Source organism: Variovorax sp. P4_B10 (assembly GCF_056402375.1).
In genome coordinates this window covers 12,576-32,234 of sequence record NZ_JBFUHN010000075.1, presented here as the reverse complement: position 1 = coordinate 32,234, position 19,659 = coordinate 12,576, and the positions used below count along the sequence as shown (strand labels likewise).

The 19,659-nt window shown below is 64.2% G+C and carries 13 protein-coding genes; 9 read left to right on the top strand and 4 right to left on the bottom strand.

From position 1 onward, the window contains the following. The coding region (locus tag AC1DXX_RS26740; protein WP_478137244.1) for an HNH/ENDO VII family nuclease at positions 1 to 9,616 on the top strand (9,616 nt) is incomplete at its 5' end. Then, on the top strand, positions 9,616 to 10,041 hold the full coding sequence (locus AC1DXX_RS26735) for an SMI1/KNR4 family protein (protein WP_478137243.1): 426 nt from the start codon (positions 9,616 to 9,618) through the stop codon (positions 10,039 to 10,041). The genes AC1DXX_RS26740 and AC1DXX_RS26735, both read left to right, overlap by 1 nt. Before the next feature lie 283 nt (positions 10,042 to 10,324). Here the strand turns inward: AC1DXX_RS26735 and AC1DXX_RS26730 are convergent, their stop codons facing one another. After that, positions 10,325 to 11,287, bottom strand: coding sequence for an integrase core domain-containing protein (locus tag AC1DXX_RS26730; RefSeq protein WP_478137242.1), 963 nt, complete (start codon positions 11,285 to 11,287; stop codon positions 10,325 to 10,327). Between the two features lie 121 nt (positions 11,288 to 11,408). Between AC1DXX_RS26730 and AC1DXX_RS26725 the strand changes: the two genes are divergently transcribed. The 7 genes from AC1DXX_RS26725 to AC1DXX_RS26695 all read left to right on the top strand — a co-directional run bounded on the left by AC1DXX_RS26725 (position 11,409) and on the right by AC1DXX_RS26695 (position 15,733). Continuing rightward, positions 11,409 to 11,681 (top strand): hypothetical protein, encoded by a 273-nt coding sequence (locus tag AC1DXX_RS26725; RefSeq protein ID WP_478137241.1) that lies wholly within the window; start codon positions 11,409 to 11,411, stop codon positions 11,679 to 11,681. Continuing rightward, positions 11,678 to 12,160, top strand: coding sequence for a DUF2846 domain-containing protein (locus tag AC1DXX_RS26720; protein WP_478137240.1), 483 nt, complete (start codon positions 11,678 to 11,680; stop codon positions 12,158 to 12,160). Before AC1DXX_RS26725 ends, AC1DXX_RS26720 begins: the two co-directional genes overlap by 4 nt. Positions 12,161 to 12,528: 368 nt before the next feature. Continuing rightward, positions 12,529 to 13,530 (top strand): hypothetical protein, encoded by a 1,002-nt coding sequence (locus tag AC1DXX_RS26715; protein ID WP_478137239.1) that lies wholly within the window; start codon positions 12,529 to 12,531, stop codon positions 13,528 to 13,530. A gap of 76 nt (positions 13,531 to 13,606) precedes the next feature. Further along, positions 13,607 to 13,909 (top strand): hypothetical protein, encoded by a 303-nt coding sequence (locus AC1DXX_RS26710; protein ID WP_478137238.1) that lies wholly within the window; start codon positions 13,607 to 13,609, stop codon positions 13,907 to 13,909. Next, on the top strand, positions 13,910 to 14,521 hold the full coding sequence (locus tag AC1DXX_RS26705) for a 2OG-Fe(II) oxygenase (RefSeq protein ID WP_478137237.1): 612 nt from the start codon (positions 13,910 to 13,912) through the stop codon (positions 14,519 to 14,521). Between the two features lie 13 nt (positions 14,522 to 14,534). Then, positions 14,535 to 15,113, top strand: a complete 579-nt coding sequence (locus AC1DXX_RS26700; protein WP_478137236.1) for a 2OG-Fe(II) oxygenase family protein — start codon at positions 14,535 to 14,537, stop codon at positions 15,111 to 15,113. Then, positions 15,110 to 15,733, top strand: a complete 624-nt coding sequence (locus AC1DXX_RS26695; RefSeq protein ID WP_478137235.1) for a 2OG-Fe(II) oxygenase family protein — start codon at positions 15,110 to 15,112, stop codon at positions 15,731 to 15,733. Before AC1DXX_RS26700 ends, AC1DXX_RS26695 begins: the two co-directional genes overlap by 4 nt. Before the next feature lie 198 nt (positions 15,734 to 15,931). On the opposite strand, the gene AC1DXX_RS26690 is transcribed toward AC1DXX_RS26695, so the two are convergent. The 3 genes from AC1DXX_RS26690 to AC1DXX_RS26680 form a co-directional block, all read right to left on the bottom strand. After that, positions 15,932 to 16,738: an SDR family NAD(P)-dependent oxidoreductase gene (locus tag AC1DXX_RS26690; protein WP_478137234.1), complete on the bottom strand. Its 807-nt coding sequence runs from the start codon at positions 16,736 to 16,738 to the stop codon at positions 15,932 to 15,934. Between the two features lie 189 nt (positions 16,739 to 16,927). After that, complete coding sequence (gene recJ / locus AC1DXX_RS26685; RefSeq protein WP_478137233.1) at positions 16,928 to 18,712, bottom strand: single-stranded-DNA-specific exonuclease RecJ; 1,785 nt, start codon at positions 18,710 to 18,712, stop codon at positions 16,928 to 16,930. Further along, complete coding sequence (locus AC1DXX_RS26680; RefSeq protein ID WP_478137232.1) at positions 18,709 to 19,602, bottom strand: hypothetical protein; 894 nt, start codon at positions 19,600 to 19,602, stop codon at positions 18,709 to 18,711. The genes recJ and AC1DXX_RS26680 overlap by 4 nt, the downstream gene beginning before the upstream one ends. Between the last annotated feature and the right edge of the window lie 57 nt (positions 19,603 to 19,659).

Genomic DNA, 19,659 nt, shown 5'->3' with positions numbered 1-19,659 from the left:
GGACAGTCCCTATGCGGTCTATAGCCAGGCCGACATCGCCGCGAGGGTCACTGCCGCCGCCGGGGCTGACCGCATCACGGTCTTCGCGCACGACGGCGCGGGCCGTCGCACCTTCGCGGTCGATGCCTTGGGCGGTGTCACGCGTGCCGTCTACGACGCCTTCGGCAATGTCACGCAGCAGATCGGCTACGCCAATCCGCTCGCAGCTCCGGGTGCCGCCACGACCTACACCGACGCTGCCTTGCAGAGTAGCGTCGCTGCCAACGCGGGCGCCGACCGCATCCAGCGCTTCGCCTACGACCAGGCCAACCGCCAGGTCTTCGTCGTCGATGCCCAGGGAGCTGCGACCGAAACCGTCTACGACGGCCTCGGCCAGCAAATCCAGACCCGCCGGTATGCCCAGGCGATCAATGTCGCCGGGCTGAGCACCACCGCCAGCGTGAGCGACATCCGTTCGCGCACCACCGTCGATGCCGCCAACGACCGCGTGTCGTCCCAGGTCTTCGATGCGGGCGGGCAGAAGATCTACGGCATCGATTCTCTTGGCTTCGTCAGCCAGACCGACTACGACGGCCTCGGCCAGGTGCGCGGCACCACGCAGTACGCGCTGTCCATTCCGGCGGGCACCGCCAACACGGCCGACGCCATCGCGCAAGCCATCGTCATCAGCGCCCTCGAAGACCGCAGCAAGAGCTTCCAGCACGATGCCGCGGGCCGCGTTGTCTCCAGCGTCGATGCCATGGGCTTCACCGAGTCGTGGACCTACGACGCGCTGGACAACAAGACCGGCTACACCAATGCGAAGGGCTCGGTGTGGCACTACGAATACGACCTCGGCGGCCGCCTGCTGCGGGAGATCTCTCCGCAGGTCGATCTCACCGCCGTCACCCCGGACGCCAACGGCCGGCTGCAGGTCGACGCCGGCTCCAGCGGCATCGGCAACGTCATCACCGTGCTGACCTACGATAGCTTCGGCAACCTGCGCAGCCGCACCGAAGGGGCGGGGCGACCCGAGCAGCGCACCACCACCTACGCGTACGACCAGGTCGGCCGCCAGGTCAAGGTCATCTATCCGCCGGTCGGCGTGTACAACGCCTCGAGCGACACCTTCGCGGTCGACGGTCTCGACAGCCGCCACGACACCACCCAGACGCTCTACACCGAGACCACCTACGACGCCCTGGGCAACGCCGTTGCCAACCGCGACATCGGCGGCAACTACAGCTACAAGACCTACGACCTCGTCGGGCGGGTGGCCCATGAAGTCGATGCGCTGGGCTATGTCACCGGCTATGAGCGCAATGCCTTCGGCGACGCCACCAAACTCACGCGTTATGGCGCGGCCAGCGGCCTGAGTGCCGGCCATCCGGCAAGCCTGGGCCGCGCGCAGGTCCAGTCCACGGTCGATGCGCTGATCCACGATGCCGACCGCACCTTGTGGACCACCTACGACCGCCTGGGCCGCGGCATCGAGGTGCGCGAGGCCGCCGTCTACGTTCACGAGGGCGGCAGCGACACTGCGCAGGATGCCTTTGCGGGCAAGACCACTCGCAACACCTACAACACCTTCGGCGAACTCACCCAGGTGGCACAGCAGAAGAATGCCAGCACCTGGACCCTGAGCACCAATTTCTACGACCGTCGCGGCCAGCAAATCGCCAGCGTCGATGCGCTGGGCTACCTCACCACCCAGGCCTTCGATGCGGCTGGCAACACCACCGTGCGTATCGAATATGCGAAGGCGGCGAGTTGGACCGGAACCAGCAACCTCGCGGGCTGGACCGGCGCAGTCAATGCGGGCGGCATCCCACCCGCGCCCACCGTGGACGCGAACAACGACCGGCGCGTGGACACCGTCTACGACCGCAACAACCGCAAGACCAGCGAGATCCGGTGCAACGTCGAATACAGCACCGCGTCCAACGGCACCAGCACGCGTGGGGATCTGACCACCAGCTACGGCTATGACGCCGTGGGCAACCTCACGCGCACCACCGACGCCAAGGGGGCGACCACCTACAGCTATTACGACGCCCTGGGCCGCGTCACTGCGGTGGCCGAACCCACGCGCACCAGCACCGTCAGCGGTGCGGCCATCACCCCGCTGACCGTCTTCCGCCGCGATGCGCACGGCAACGTCGTGCTCAAGACCGAGTACGTCAACGGTGCCGGTGCCAATGGCGCACCAGCGGCACCCAGCCCGCTGCCCCCCTATGCACTGGCGACGAATCCGGAAGTCAGCACCATCGAAGGGAACCCCCTCTGGGCCAAGGAAGGCCCGGTCGGCTATATCGCAAGCGCGCCCTTCGAGGGCGGAACGGCGCTGTACCGGATCAACAACACGTACTTCGGCAAGCATCTCTACACCACCAGCCTGTCGGAGTACCAGTCCTGGCTCGCGATGCCGAACAACGTCGGCGAAGGCATCCAGGGCTATGTCGCCACGGCTGCGCAGCCAGGCAGCGTCAAGTTGTACCGGCTGACATCAGCACAGCCGGGTTTCGTCGACGTTGTCTACACCTCCGATTTGACGGAGGTCCAGGCGCTCACGACCAATCCGCAATACCCGTACGTCGTGGATGAAAGTCTGTCCGTCTACATCGGGGGCAGTGCATCGGGCCCCTTCGATGCACAACTGACGCGGTATGTGGGCCCGTCGCTGTCGTTCATGACGGGCTTCGACCACCTGTACCTGCGCGACAGGACGCCCGTGGATCCCTGGAGCGACGCTGACACGCTTGCCAGGACCGACCGCACCACCTATGCCCAGTACGACGCGCTGGGCCACACGGTGCAGAGCACCGACGCCATGGGCGTCAATCACTACAGCTCCTACAACAGCCAGGGCCTCATCGCCAAGGAGTGGCAGGGCGTCACCGACAACGCCGGCACCACGCGCACCCTGTTCCGGGCGTATGGCTACGACGCCCTGGGCCACCAGACACACATCTACGACCCCGCCACAGCCACCGACGGCACGGACTACACCCAGGGCGCGGCCGCGGCCAACGGGACGTACAGCACCCGGCCTCGCGCCGTCGTGACGACCGGCTCCTATGGCAATGGCAGTGGCGAGGGCGGCAACCCCATTGGGGGTGTCCCGCCGACGGCCACCTACGGCAGCGTTGCGCTGTCGCACCTGGCGAATCTCGTCAATGCTGCTGGCGGCCAGGTTCAGATTCAGTTCGACTTCATCACGCCCAGCTACGAAGTCGCCGGCGGAGAAAACACCGGCCCGTCCACGGTGGCAGGCCATCCCGCCAGCTACTCCCGCACCTTCCCGATCCCGGGCGACGTGCTGGGGCCTGACGGCGTGACGGTCTCACCGGACAACGAACCCATCGGCAGCGTCACGGCCATCCGCATCCTGCAATGGAACGGCACCGCCTGGGTCACCCTCTGGCAGGGCAGTCCGGCCGATGCCACCGGGCAGGACACGCTCAATGCGGGCGCGGGGGTGTCTGGTGCGAAAGTGGACACGGCCCTGGAGTACAACGCCTTCGGCGAACTGACGGCCAAGCGGGTCAACGGCCAACTGGGCGAATACTTCGACTACGACAAGGCCGGACGTCTGTGGCGCACCAACGCCGGCGACGGCGTGGACAAGATCGCGCTGTACGACCTGCAGGGGCGCCAGACCGCCAACATCAGCAGCGCCGGTTCGGGGCGCGGCGACATCAACCTGCGCAACGCCGCCGATGCGCAACAGGTCGCGCAACTGTCGGACGTGCGACGCACCGACACCACCTATGACCTGATCGGCCACGTCCTGAGTCAGGCCTTGCCGGAACGCAAGGAGCTCCAGGGCGGGGTCAGTGTGGGCACCGATGCGCTGGTGGGAGGCGTTGCCGCCCGCGCCGTTCACGGCGACGAAGGCTGGAGCGGCAGCAACACCGTCAACCTTGGCTGGAATGCGCTCGCGGGCCTGGGCAGTGGCGACGTGCGCGTCGACCTGTATTACATCCCTGTCGATGCCCAGGGCAACGAAGGGCCTGAGCAGCTCAAGAGCCAGATCTTCAACGCCACGCAAGGCAACGGCGGCGCCAGCCTCAGCTGGAGCCCCGCGGCAGGAGATGCCTATGGCGGCATCGGCCGCATCTCGCGTGTCGTGGTGGCCAAGAAGGATCTGCAGGCCAACTGGCAGACGCTCATCTCGCAAAACGGTGTCGGCTATGCCGGCCAGAGCCTGCAGGTGGCGAGCCCGGACGATCCGAACGCCTGGGTGCAGGTGCAATACCGCCTGGCGGGCAGCAACGGCGCATGGAGCGAGCTTCCTACGGTGAGGTTTGGCGATGCGGCGCGTGGCGATCTCTCCGGTCTTGCGCTGGGCAACTACGAATACCAGGCCATCACTCACGCACCCGGCCAGAGCGACCGGACCACGTCCACGGGCACCTTCAACATCACGCCGCGGCCACTGGCCACCTTGGGCGTGGCCGGCGTCAATGGCTCGGCGCAGACGCTCGAGTGGCAGGGCCCGGGCGCCGGGGATCTGCAGACCATCCGGGTGCGCCCGGTGGGCGGCGGCTGGAGTGCGCCATGGGGCATCAATCGGGCTGCGGGCAGTGACTGGAGCACCATCAATCTCTCCGGCTTGGGGGCAGGGCAGTACGAGTACGAGATCCTGTGGACCCATCCGGGCGAAGCAGGGCCCTATGCCCACGCCACCGGCCAGATCGGAAAAGTCGATGGCACACCCGGTACACCAGGCACTCCCGCCCAAGGGCTGCCCCATATCGATGGCCTGTATGTCGAGTCCCGCCAGGAACAGATTGGCTCCGACGAACAGACGGGGCCGATCTATCAAACGGTCTACGTGGTGCGCGTGCCTGGTCCTCCCCCCGGATCCATCAGCGGCTTCGGCATGCGCGTCAAGGGCAGTGGCAGCGGCTTCCTGCCTCTGGAGGTTCACCTGCGCAGTGACTTCGGTTGGGAAGTCAATGTCACGGGCGCGCATTTGCCCGCGGGTATCTACGAGTACTCCTACGGATTCTTCCCAGGTGTGGGCGCGGCAGCCACTTCTCACGCGCTGGGCGATCTGACGCTCAATGGCGATGGCAGCGTGTCCATCAATGACACCACGCCGGCCTACGTTCCCGCGACGCCCGGCACACCTGCCACGCCGCCGCAGTACGGCTGGAGCGCGACGGACATGGGCCCGTACCCGATCAGCCAGGATCCGTTGCTGGGCGGACGGGCCATTGGGCAGGGCATAGGCCTGAACGGCCTGGACCGCTATCAGCGGCCGCTGGTCAAGCAGACCATCGACCGCTGGGGCAATGTGCTGAGCATCAACGACCCGCGTTCGACGGTCTGGGTCACGAACTACAGCTACAACGCCAACAACCAGATGGTCCGCCAGGTGCAGACCGATGCGGACGGCAACGCCGGCGTGGATGCCAACGGCAACATCAACAATGCCAACGCGCCGGTCACGCAGATCTACTACGACGCCATGGGGCGGCAGGTCGCGGTTCGCGATGCCAATGGCAACGTCAACGGCCAGGAGTGGGATGCGGGCGGCAACCTCGTGCGCGAACTCCATGCGGATGGCAACGGCGTCGACACCGGCGTGGTCAGCCATGCCTACAACGCGTTCGGCGACAAGGTGCGCACCGTCGATGCCGAACACAACGCAACATCGTTCGTCTTCGACAAGCTCGACCGGCTGATGCGCACCACCTTCGAATCGGTGGGCATCAGCCAGACGCAGCGCTGGGACCAGGCGGGGCGCATGTTGTCGCAGACCAATGGCAACAACGAAACCATCCGCTACGCCTGGGACCTGCGTGGCAACCTGATCAAGACCACGCAGCCGCTGGGCCAAAGCATCCAGGCCGGCTACGACGCGTTCAACCGCAAGGTCGTGGAGATGGATGGCAACGGTGCGCTGGCGACCTGGAAGTACGACTACTTCGGACAGCTGCAGGGACACAGCGACATCGGCGGGGCCAACTACGTCTACAGCTACGACAACGCGCGCCAGCTCATCGCGCAAAGCAACAGCCGGGGCCAGAACCGCGTCTACGGCTATGATGGCGCCGGCCAGCAGACCCGCATCCAGGATCTGGCCGTCGGCCAGACCAGCAGCTATCGCTACGACCTGTCGGGCCGTCGCCTGCGCGAGACCACCGTGCAGGGCGGCGTGACCTACCAGGACAACTCCATCGCCTACGACGCGCTGGGGCGCATGCGCTGGGTGGCGGACGCTCGCGCGTACATCACCATCGACTACGACAAGGTGGGCAATCGCACGCACATCCACACCCACGTGATCGATGCCGATGTCAGCGCGCTGCCGCCGGACAGCGACCGCTATTTCCGGTACGACGCCATGAACCGCCAGACACTGGCGGATTCGGCCACCGCGGATGGTTCGTCTCTGGGGCCGGATGGGCATCGTTTGGCGTACGACCACAACGGCCGGCGCACCAGCGACAAGCACGAGGGCATTCGCATCGTGCAGCAGGGCGATGGCCAATGGGCCGCGCAAGCCGGTGGCGAGAGCGAGGAGGTCTACGGCTACGACGGCATGAACCGGCTGACGAGCACCACGCGCGACGGTGTGCTGGTGGATGCACGCACCTATGACGCGGCCAGCCGTGTGCTCACCAGTGGGCCAGGCAACCTGGATGCGGACTACATCGCGCTGCACACGCAGTACCAGGGCGTGACCGGCAGCGACCCGCTCCAGTTGCGCCAGAGCCGGTACGACGCCAACGGCCGGGTCGCCTATCAGAGCACGCTGGCCCATGTCTCGCCCTTGGTCAACCCCAGCGGACAGAGCTTCAGCGGCGTGAGCTACACCTACGACGACGCGGGCAACGTGCTGGGGTACTTCACCGCCAACGCGGATCCCCAGAATCCGACTTTTGCCACCACCACGAACACGATGCAGCGTGCCGAAGGGTACAAGCAGCTTACGAGCCTCACCCAGACCCGCCCGGCCACGGGGCCGGCGGCCGGCACCGTGACCTCGCAAGGGATGGTCGGCTACAACTACGACGTCAACGGCTTCCTGGCGCACACCGGCGATCCGGGCAACCAGTCCGTCACGCAGAACCACTTCTTCATCAACGACGCGAACGGCACGGCGCTGTATGCCTACTACGGCGATCCGGCCAACCCGACACAGGGCCAGCGGCAACTGGTGGTCAACGGCGAGGTGCTGGGGCGCTACGGCTGGGTGCCCGATCAGCTCTATGCGGGCATCAGCTTCCCGCTGCCGGGCTTCACGCCCTACACGCAGAAGGCGAGCTTCAGCTTCGGGTATCAGCCGATCAACGGCAACTACCCGGCGGGCACGCCGGGCACGTATGCCGTGGGTGCGAGCGACACGCTGCAGAGCATCGCCAAGGGCGCCTATGGCGATGCGAACCTGTGGTACCTGATCGCGGACGCCAACGGGCTGGGCGGCAATGCCGAACTGCGCGTGGGGCAGGTGCTGACGGTTCCGGCGCATGTGTCCAGCGCGAACAACAGCGGCACGTTCAAGCCTTACGACCCAAGCAAGATCATGGAGGGCACCAACCCGACCATGATGGCCATGCCGCAGAGCCAGGACGGCGGCTGTGGGGCCGTTGGGCAGATCATCATGGTGGTGGTGGCCGTGGTAGTCGCGTACTTCACTGCGGGAGCAGCGCTAGGCGCTGTGGGAACGGCGACAACAGCCGGTGGTGCCACGCTCACTGGTGCGGCCGCGACAACGGCCGTTGCCGCAGGCACCGCATCCTGGACCGCTGGTTCTCTGATTGCTGCTGGTGCTATTGGCGGTGCGGTTGGCTCGATTGCAAGCCAGGTTGTCGGCATCGGCATCGGTGCACAGGACAGTTTTAGCTGGAAGGGAGTGGCTCTAGGCGCCTTGGGCGGAGCCGTCTCAGGAGGGCTGGGCGGTATTCAGCCATTCGGCACCTCTTCTTCCGCTGCATTGGTGGGTAATTCCATCGTGCGCGGGGCTGTGGGTAGCGCTGTGTCGCAGGGCATTGCGGTGGTCACCGGGCTGCAGGACAAGTTCAGCTGGAAGAGTGTCGCGRCAAGCGCGCTAAGCGCGGGCGCGGCCCAGGGGCTGAACGCTGCGATGGACTATTACCCCGGGCAGCCTGGTGTTCAATTTGAATTTGGCAAAAGCCTAGTCTCGGGCATTGGCGGTAGTCTGGTGGGGCAGGCCGTGCGTGGAGGTAAAGTCAGCGCGGCCACGTTGGCATCGGACGCATTTGGCAATGCGCTGGGGGACTCTATTGCGAGCGCCAACGGGCAATCCAGCGACATGACGCGTGGCGAGGTTGAAGAGAGGGCGACGGCGCGGGATGTCTACGCGATGGGCAATGGGGTCGCCACGTCGGCCAGCACGGGGTCGAGATACGACTTTTCGCGCGTCGATGCAGTGATGGCAGCGGCGCCGGATTTCGGGGACGGCGGGGTTCCGTACTTTGATCGGTCCAACGATGTCTTGTTGGCGGATGCTTCAAGGTATACAGGTGATCAACTCACCATCAGTCAGACGCCCAGTGAGCGTGCAGCAGACGAACGCCTTGCTGCAGGAAGGCAGGCGAACGACACCCAAAGCAGACTCGATGAGCTCCAGCGGAATTTGAAGGACCTCAAGGCGCTGAAGGACGGCGTTGGCCTGCCGGCGAGCACATCCAACGCGAGACAGGCGGCACACGATGCCTTCGTAAAGGCCGATGCGCAACAGGCTTCCAACCTGTATGCAAGCGGCGCAGCGGACATCCGCACGGAAGTATCGCCAGTTCCGCCCTATGAGCCGTTCGAGAGCGACTATCCCAGTCCGGCACAGTCGAGCACACCGGTGAATGCCGCAGAGGTAGCTGGTCCGAGCTTCCAGGCGCAGAACGACCAGAAGGTCATCTCGGGCAGCTACAACCGCTGGAGCGAGATGGGCGGCGCGCTGTCGGACGGTCGCTATGGGGATGCTTTGAGCCACTTCACTTTCACGGCTTCTGAGCAAGGGCAGGCAGCGGTTCGTGCCCGATTGTCCCCGCAGCCCAGTCCGGAGCATGCGCGTATAGACAAGATGGCGGCATCGCCCTTTGGGGCGATCGCGTGGGGAGTAAGTAGGCTGCTGGGCGGGACTCAGCGCGAGCAGGATGGGATGCTGAACTATGTGGGGGCATGGGAACAGYTTGCTGGAGCGAAATCGGGGACTTATAACCAGATGTTGGTGAAAGGCGCTCCGACGCCAAGCAGCTTCGCGTCTGTTGGTGGTCGGCGTACGGGGCCGCTGCTACCGCCTGTCCCCGGGGCGGCCCCGCCTGCAAAGCGCAACATAGTTGAATTCCAAGGAATGGAAGTGCGAGCTGTTCGCGATCTGGAACACCTCAGTACCGGGACCCTTCAAGCGATGCAAAAATATGGATTTGCCGCAAAAGACATCAATGGCAACTCGTTGGTGCTGCATCATCACAAACAGAATCCAGCAGGGCCCATCATCGAAGTGCCGGCCCTCAATCACAGCATTGGAAATATCGTGCAACACCCTTTTGGCAACACCAAAGGGGCTGGTTTGACATCGCAGCAACGCGCAGAATTTGATCAGTGGCGTGTTGACTATTGGAAAGCGCGCGCAACACAAGAGTTGACGAATAGAGGACTTTGATGAATCAAGCGATGCTGGATCTTTTGGATGATTTTTTCTCCAAAGAACCATTCATGAAAGCTGGCGGTGTTGAATCGCCGGAAATCGAAGCTGCTGAAGCAGCATTGGGGGTGGCCTTCTCGGAGGGCTACAAGCAATTTCTTCGCCGATATGGCGGTGCAATTGTTGGACCGTACCCAGTCTATGGGCTCGCTCGCGCCGAGCCGATGGATGAGAATTTGTGGTCTGTAGTGGATGTTACCGAGCACTTTCGAAAGCAATCTTGGCCCGGCACAGATCGTTCCTATGTGATCTCGATGGACCACGCAGGCAATCCTATTGGCATCAATGAGAGCGGCAAGGCCGTTTGTTTTGACCACGATGCAGGAGAGATAATCGAGGTTGCCAGCGACTTCGATGCATATTTGCAGCGATGCCTTCCGTAGCGGTCTTGTATTTCATCTTTCGACTTTTCTGCCCAGCATTTCTTAGTTGTTGAAGGCTGTCCTGTCCACATGAATCCTTCGCCTGCGCCAACCCGTGAGGCGGGCCTTTTTTGAGCGCTCAACCCTACGGGACCGCCGCAAAGCCACTTTTCGGGCGTGCCGATGCATGTTTGGTGACCACGGATTGCCTATTTGTTGAGCAGTTTTCGCCTTCAAGTCGAGTTGCTTCCGCGTCCAGTGTGGACGCTGCCCATTGCCACTTGTTCTTGTTCTCGGTGCTTCGTCACCAACATCGAACGTAGTAGCCCGTGAGGTGTCCGTCCAGTGCCTGCACCCATCGGCCATGGCCCTGCATGTGAGCTTGTTGCACATCAGCAAGCGTCCTGCCGTTCCAGGCCTCCATCGGCGTCAGTCCCTGGAGGTTCTGGTGGACTCGCACATGGTTGTAGAACCAGCTGAACTCCTTGAGCGCGGCGCGCAACGCTTTGGCGGTGTTCGGTTTGATTGACTTGAGCAAGGGCTTCAAGGTGCAGAACAGGCGCTCGATGCGCCCGTTCTGCCACGGGCAGCCGGGCTGGCTGCGCCGATGGCAAATGCCTAGGGCGGCCAGCACCGTCCGCCACATCGTGCTCGCAAACATCGACTCGTTGTCGGTGCGAATCACCGCCGGCACGCCGCAGCGCGCCATTGTCAGGAACAGATGCCCCAGCAGCGCCAGCGTGCATTTGCGCGGCAAGTGCTTCAGGCACAGCAGGCGGCGCGAACCGTGATCGATGATGCCCAGCATGGCGAAGGTGAAGCCTTGCGCGTTGACCATGAAGGTCAGGTCCAGCGCCCAAGTGTGGCCCACCGCCAAGAAGCGGGGCGGGCACCGGCGCATCGCCTTGCGACGTTCGGCAATTTCCGCCGCATGCTTCTGGATGTACTCGGCCACCCAGCTGTGCCCTACGGTCATGTAGGCACCGTGCTCGCGGTTGAACATCTGTTCGATGGCGCGGCAACTCTTGCCGAAGATAGCCAGGCGCAGCACCCGGCGACGCACCCAGGCCGGTTTGCGGGTGTTCTTCGGCAGTGCGGCCGACGATTGCAGYCGCTGCCGGGTTGCGCCAGCCGCGCTGCTGCGGCGGTGCCTGCTGCCCAGGCGGCGACGCGACCATATCCACCGCCATTGAAACCAGCACACCGCCATCCCCGAGGGACAGAGCAAGGACAAGAGAACCAGACCGGATGCGACGAGCAAGAGCATCGCAGTTCATCCGACGCTGGGGCGAGGCGTTTAGGGCGGCACTAAACATTTCATGCGCTGTGCGGATGTATTGAGGGTATCCGGCCGCAGCAGTCTTTCCACGCAAGCAATGCCATCTTCCATGAACCGCCAGGCACGCCGCCTCGTCTCAAGCGCCGTCGGAGGGCAGTTCACTGCCGTGGGCGAGAAGGCAAAGAGGACAGGCAAGCACAGCGCCGCCGATCAGAAATTGCATCGTCAATGCGCCACAAAGGTCGCCATGAAGAAAAGCAAAGCATGCCAATGGAGGAGAAACGTACTTGAACTAGGTCTATTTATCTTTTCACCACCCCACTTCGAGTGGGCAACCCTATTTGCCGCAATTGCGGCGCCGTCACTTCGTCATCAACTATGAAAACCAAAACTTCGATCTCGGCCCTCATGCTTGCAGCAGCGCTCGCTGTGCTGTCAGGGTGCGCCAGCCTGCCGACGCCAGAAGTCATGAAGGCTGAAACTGCTTCCTTTCAACTTCCCAAGTTGCCTGAGCCGGGCAAGGCGATCGTGTATGTCGTACGGCCTTCCGGTGTGGGCGGGCTGGTTCGCTTCAACGTCTTCGTAGACGACCAAGAAGCCGCGTCGGAGATGGGCTACACCCGCTCGAGTCAGTACATCTATTTCAATGTCACGCCGGGGACCCACAAGATCTACTCGAAGGCGGAGAACTGGGCCGATACGCAGATCGCCGCCAACAGCGGTGACGTCATCTATATACAGCAGGAGCCTTCGATGGGCATCATCATGGCCCGCAATAGCGTGAGCAAGATCGACGACCTCCAGGGCAAGTACCAAGTCAAACAACTGCAAGTCGGCACGATCCTCAAGGCCGACAAGTAAGCAGGATGGTGGCCGGTCGTTGCTGCTGGCCATCACCACGGCTCCTTTCTTGGCTGCAAATCGGCGGTACGGGTGCGCCACCGGCACACCTGCTGCGAACTGCTGGCCTGGATGAAGTCGGCCGCTGTCGTGAGCGAAACACAGAGGTCCCACATCACGAGATCAATACAGGCACAGATGCGATGGAGGTTCGGCCCCAGAGTGTCTTGGTGGGCGGGGCCTGGCCATAAAGTCCCTCTAGTCAAGTCGGAAATGTTAAACAAGTCGCAGTCGGCATGGATATGTTGGCTTGAGATGCCGCTCGCGCTATCTCCCCAGCCGCGGCGCTTCCAATAATCTCCTCGCTCCCGTTGCCGACGCCCCTGCCCATGTACATGACGATGTTGTTGAACCATATCCGCGCAGTCAAAAGCTGGGGGGAGAAGCACGCGGCACAGAGTTCCATCGATGTCGAGTCCTTCCAGATGGAAGTGAAGGCAAGGAATCGCTACTTCACCTTGCAGCCCCAATTTCGCGCACGCATCGACGGACGGCTGCTCAACGTCAGCAAGATCTCGAACCAGGCCACCGGTTTTCTGGGCTGGCTGCCCTATGCGCCGGTGCAGTGGGCCCTGTCGACCGACAAGCTGCTGTTCAAGGCCCACATGGTCGAACACGGTCTTCGCACGCCTGCGTGGTGGATTGCCCCGGAGCAGCCCGATCAGGACTACATCGTCAAGGGGTCCAGGGGCTCCTTTGGCTTGCACATCACGGGGCCCTTTCGAGCCGGGGTTGCCTTGCCTGAATTGGCCGCCAGCGCATCGCCCTCGCCAGAGACCCGGTACGCCGAGCAGTTCATCCAGGGCGTGAACCTCAAGCTGTGGATCTGGGGGCGCACCATCTTCCATGCGCACGCCTATTCGTATCCCACAGTCACCGGCGATGGCGTCCATCGCATCGACGAACTCATCGAACTATTGGCCCAGACTCAATCCCCACGGATGTCTCGTCCTGCGGGGGATGGGGAGGCGATCGCGAGTTCATTGGCTCACCAGGGATTCACCCGAGACGAAGTGCTCGCCAAAGGAGTCACGGCCTGGCTCGATTTCCGCTATGGACGCGACTACGAATCCCCTCGTACGACGGAGGTTGCGGACAACGATTTGCCCCAGCTGTCCGAAGCGCTGCTTGCACAAGCGAGACTCGCAGTCGAGGCGCTCGCCGTCGATCTGGAAGCGAGGTTCTCGGCGCCCATTCTTTATTCGCTGGACGGTGTGGTCGACTCCCTCGGCAACGCGTGGTGGCTGGAAGTCAATTCGAACCCGACCTTGCCGCCGTCGGGCTACCCTCACGTCTTCTCGACCTTGTTCGAGACACCGCCCATTTCATGAGTTTTTCCGGGCTGTCATGGCCTGTCCACCCGCTTCGACGCTGGTCGAAGTTCACCCCCCCAAAGGAGAGTTCACTGTGCAACAACTTCAAAAAAAGCAGCCGGCGGAGATCGCCGAGAGCAACGTGCTGCCGCTGAAGAGAGAATCCGCTGCAACCGTTCGCGAGATTCCCGCCACGGCGCACGCGCCGGTGGTCGTGGGCAGCATCTACATCATCGGTGACGGCACCCCCGAAAACCCGCTGCGCATCAACGTGCCCGCGTTGACCTCGGCCATCATCAACTCGATGACGAGCGCGAACTTCATGGCGCTTCAAAACGGCATGGCCGCCAGCAATGGTTCCAGCGCGACGGGCAGCATCGGTGCCGGAGGGAGCTGATTGTTCCCCAACCCGGTCCACATGGTTGGCGGGGGCGTGGAGGTTTCGAGAACCTCCATTCCTGCCGAACTGATCCAAAGCTGCTTCTCGGCCTTCGAGACCGAGGAGCTCGAGCTGTCCTTCGACATCTATTCCAACGTGGGTGAAGAAGAGAAGAGACTGCGTCGCTCCAAGGAACTGAAGCATCGCCAGCCGGAACGGTTTGCGATGCTTTTCCAGATGCTGGACGAGTTCGTACTCCAGTCGCTCCACACGCGGGGAGAAGGGTATTCCGGCTCCGTGTCTCGAGAGCAATTCATGCTCTACAGCGACGGTGCAGGTGCGGGCCTGCATGTCGACGACCAGTTCAAGCCGCCGCGGCAGTTTGGCCGTGACAAGTACGTCATGCACCTGCTCAACCAGTTCGCGGGCTTGCTCTACATCAGCACCGACGATCTCGAGGGCGGAGAGCTGGTCTTTCCGGATCACGACATTTCGGTCAGGCCACTGACCGGAACGCTGGTCGCCTTTCCATCGAACCATCTCTTTCCGCACCTGGTGACGCCCGTGACGAGGGGAAAGAGGATCGCCATTGCCAGGCACTACTATGTCAAAGATACGGCCGCTGTTTAACCCGTGCTTCACGGTGTCCACACCGGACGGGCGCGATGGCATCCGGATCCGGCAGCTGGAGATCGCCGACCACCGGCAGGCCATCCTCGACGCCTGGAAGAAGGACCCGACGCCTTCCAGGACGTACAACACCAACCATGGCCGCGAGCGCGGGCGCATGAGTTTCGATGTCGAGTTGCCGGCCAAGGACGCACTGGTCGACGTCGTTCGGCAGCAGGTGGAGGCATTGGCGTCGGAGTACAACTATGCGGGCAGGAACGTCACCCTTGCGTCGAGCCAGATCCTGCTTTATTTCGAAGGCCCGGGCTGTCCCGTGCACTGCGACGATCAGGACCCTGCCGATCGGGACTATGGTCTGGGCACGGTGATGTTCAACTGGGCGAACCAGTTGGTGGCCTTGCTTTACCTCTCGACGGAAGGGCGGGACTTCGAGGGCGGCAGGCTGCACTTCCCCAACGCCGATCTGTACGTTGATGCCAAGGCCGGAAAGCTGGTGACCTTTCCCGGGCACTTCAAGTACAAGCACGGCGTCACCGCGATCCAGTCGGGTGCACGCAGCCTCCTGCAAACGACATGGCGGTTCGACCTGTGATCACCTACGCCGAATCCATTCAGAAGCCGGGCGCTCCTATTTTTCAGGGGGAGTGCGCCTTGCCCCTGGATCTGTGCGTTTCGCACATCGAGGGCCGACTGCAGGCGCGCGACTTCCGTGTGCATGAGGTCTATGGCCGAAACGGGGACTCCGTCGTCGATACGCAGTCTCGCGACAGCAAGGCGATCGTTCCGCGCCACGATGAGGAGCTTGCATTCTTCATCTTCGAGGCGGTCCAGCAGTACTTCGAGCAGCACTTCCTGGCGCAGCCGTCGGACAGCCTTGTTCTCGCGCAGCACGAGTTCTTTGCCTATACGCCGGGCATCGGTCTGAAGATGCATGCTGACGATCATGTGTTGAGACCGGACGGCAGCGTGCTCACGCGGGATGTGCAGCGGGGGATCACGGCGATCCTGTATCTGAACTCGGATTTTGACGGCGGCGAGATTCACTTCCCCAGGCAGGGCCTCGAGTTGAGGCCGAGTGCGGGAACGCTGCTCATCTTTCCTTCCAACCGGAATTTCCCGCACGAGGTCAAGCCGATCGTACGAGGGCAGCGATTCTCGTATCAACGCATCTACGGAATTCTGGATGGACGCACGGGGCGTTTTGACTCTTGAACGCATCGCCAGGACTCAAATCGATGGCAGCGACCGGCAACTGCGCATTGCCGATCTGGTGTACGCCAGTGGGAACCGCACGCCGCTGACGGCATGAACCGGTAGCTGCAGATCTCACTTTGCTGGTCCCCTGTGAGATGCGTGAAATCGAAGCCGATACCGTGACGCTTGAGGCATTCGGAGAGACGTTCGAGGCTGCTACGAGAGCGTGGTCTTGCGCTCCGCACTCCCCGGCTCTGCCAACTTCCGATGCTGCTCCGCCAGCTTCGGCGCCGGCATCACCCGCGACAGCGCCACCTGCATCTTGTTGCGCCAGCCCGCGATCACGCCGCTCTCGCCCTTCATCATCGCGTCGAAGCCGGTCTTCGCGACTTCCGCCGGATCGGCCTTGTCGCTCTGCTGGCCGATGCGGGTGTCGAGCATGTCGGCGCGGGCGAAGAAGTGGGTGTCTGTCACGCCGGGCATCAGGCAGCTCACGGACACGCCCGTACCCTTGAGCTCGTTGCGCAGCGCCATGGCGAACGAATCGATGAAGGCCTTGCTGCCGTTGTAGACCGCCTGGAAGCTGCCGGGCTGGAAGCCGGCGATCGAGCCGGTGATCAGGATGCGGCCCTGGCCTGCCTTGCGCATCTCGCGCCCGACGCATTGCACGAGGTAGATGGTGCCGGTGATGTTGGTGTTGATCACATGCTGCACATCATGAAAGTCCTGGTCGAGAAAGCCGCGGCCCAGGCCGTGCCCTGCATTGGCGAACAAGGCATCGATGGGGCGGCCTTCTGCGGCCGCCAGAAGTGCGTCGACGCCGTCGCGGGTCGCGAAGTCGGCGCGCACCGACATCACGTTCGCACCCAGCACGTGCAACTCGGTTTCGGCTTGCTCCAGCGGCTCGTCGGCGCCGATCAGCAGGTCGAAGCCGTTGCGCGCCGCGAGCAGCGCCAACTGAAATCCGATACCGGATGAAGCGCCGGTCACCACGGCGAGCGGACGAAGGTCTGTGGTTTGCATGTCGGTCTCCTGAAGTTGGCGAATGAAGTTCATATGGCGCCGCATAAGGAACCGTAGAACCTCGCGGCCCGAACTGCGTAGGAGTCCGTCCCGAATGCACGCCCGCCATGTCGTGTGGTTTCCGGATTTGCTTGCAAAGAGTAACGACGACCGCCTACGCACGGGCAGGGCAGCCGATGCCCGGCGTCGCTAGATCTCCGCGCCTTCAACCAGGAGCCGCAATCGCCGCACGCCCTGCCACTCGTCCGCATCGAGCCGGAACGCCAGCTTCACCCGCGGCGGCAGCGGTTCGGTGTGGCTGAACCAGATCGCATCGATCGGCTGCCCCTGGTGCTTGAGCTTGAGCGCCAGGTGCTTTTCGCCCACCAGCCGCTGCGAGACCACTTCCACTTCCTCGCTGAAGGTCGGCGGCGCAAAGCCCTGGCCCCATACCTCGCGGTGCAGCGTGTCGACCAGGTCGATGCGCATGTACTCGCGTGCGATCGGCCCGTCGGTTTCGATCTGGCGCGTGAGCGCGGCCGTGGCCAGCCATTCGCCGGCCACCTGTGCCAATGCCTGCTCGAAGGTCTTGAAGTGCTCGCGCGCCACGGTGCAGCCGGCCGCCATCGCGTGCCCGCCGAAGCGCAGCAGCACGCCCGGGTGGCGCTTGGCCACGAGGTCGAGTGCGTCGCGCAGGTGAAAGCCCGGAATCGATCGGCCCGAGCCCTTGAGCTCCTGCGCCTTGCCGGGGGCGCCGCTCGCGGCAAACACGAAGGTCGGGCGATGAAAGCGGTCCTTGATGCGCGAGGCCACGATGCCGACCACGCCTTCATGGAAGCCCGCGTCGAACACGCTGATGGCCGCCGGCGGGGCTTCGATGCCTTCGCCGTCGGTGGCGAACAGCGACTCGGCCAGCAGCAGCGCCTGGTCGCGCATGCCGCCCTCGATGTCGCGCCGCTCGCGGTTGATGCCGTCGAGCATGCGCGCCAGCTCGTCGGCGCGGCCCGCGTCGTCGGTCAGCAGGCATTCGATGCCCAGCGTCATGTCGGCGAGCCGGCCGGCCGCGTTGATGCGTGGGCCGAGCGCAAAGCCGAAGTCGAAGGTGGTGGCGGCCGATGCGTTGCGGCCCGCGGCCTTGAACAGTGCCGCCACGCCCGCCGGCATCGCGCCCGCACGGATGCGGCGCAGGCCCTGCGCCACGAGGCGGCGGTTGTTGGCATCGAGCTTCACCACGTCGGCCACGGTGCCCAGCGCAACCAGCGGCAGCAACGCATCGAGCTTGGGCTGCGGTTTGCCTGCCCCCCGGCTTGCCACTTCGTGTGCTTCGCCACCCCCCGAGGGGGCGGCGGGCGAAGGACCATCGAACACGCCGCGCTTGCGCAGCTCGGAGCGCAACGCGAGCAACACGTAGAACATGACGCCGACACCGGCGATGCTCTTGCTTTCGAAGTCGCAGCCGGGCTGGTTCGGATTCACCAGCACGTCGGCCGCCGGCAGTTCGGGGCCGGGCAGGTGGTGGTCGGTCACCAGCACCTGCAGGCCACGCGCCTTGGCGGCGGCCACGCCGTCGACGCTCGCGATGCCGTTGTCGACGGTGATCAGCATGTCGGCGCCGCTGTCCGCCACGCGCTCGGCGATGGGTGGCGTGAGGCCGTAGCCGTCCACCACGCGGTCGGGCACGAGGTAGCTCACGTTCTTCGCACCCAGCAGGCGCAGCCCGCGCACGCCGACCGCGCAGGCGGTGGCGCCGTCGCAGTCGTAGTCGGCCACGATGCACAGGCGCTTGTCGAGCGCCATGGCGTCGGCCAGCAGCACCGCGGCTTCGCGCGTGCCACGCAGCGTGTCGGGTGCCAAGAGGCGCACCAGTCCGTCGTCGAGCTCGTCCTTGGCCAGCACGCCGCGTGCGGCGAAGAGCCGCGCCAGCAGCGGATGGACGCCCGCCTGCTCGAGGGCCCAGACGGTGCGCGGCGGGATGTCTCTCGCTATTATTTTCATAGCGATTCCAGCACGCTGGCGGCGCGTGTCCGGTCGAAAAGGCTCTTGGCCCAGCGTGCGAACCCGCGTTGCTGCCCGGTGTAGCGCTGGGCGCCGCGGTCGCCGCAGAGCGTGAGCGTCACCTCGGTGCCGCGGGTGCAGTCGGCCAGCAGCGCCGCGACGGCCTCCGCGTCCAGCGCCTGCCAGGCTTCGGCCCAACCGACACCGTCGTCGCGCAGCGCGGCCACGCGCAGTGCCTCGCTCACAGTGGGTGCGGGGGCTGTCGGCGTGGCGTCTTCTTTCAGCGCGCCGGTGCCGCTGAGCCAGAAGGAGTTGATCGGCGGCACGCCGCGCGCGGCGCGGTCGTCGTTCACGCGCTGCGTGTAGAGCAGCATCTGCATTTCGTTCTGCAGGCGGCGCAGAGGCTGTGCCGAGTCGCCCAATGGCGACCACTGCGAGATCGGGCAGCCCACCGCACGGTCGATGGAGGCCGTGGCCAGTCCGTCGAAGATGGGTGCACGCGCGAGCCAGCGGCCCGGCACGGGGGAGGGGTGCAGCGCGATGCCGTCTTCCTCGAAGAAGGGCTGTGTGGCGGCCAGCAGGGCGGCCGATTCGGCGGCATCGATCTCGATGGCGGACGGATCGCCCAGCACCACGTCGTCGATGCCCACCTGCCAATGGCACAGCGCGACCAGGCCCCAGCCCTCGTGGTCGTCGGCCGTGGCGATGCCGGCTTGCCTCGCTTCCAGCGCGGCCCAGGGGATGCAGCCATCGGCTGCGGGGATGCCGAGCGCCCGCGCGAGCGCCCGTTCGTGCGGAGGCGAGCGCGTGCTTTCGTCCTCGGTGTCGGTGTCCGCGAGGGTGAGCCGGGCGAGCAGGGCTTCGAGATTGGGTAGCCGGAGTGTGGACAATGCCGCACGGCAAGCAGGGGAACCGCGGCCGGCAAAGGGAATCAACAGATGACGAGG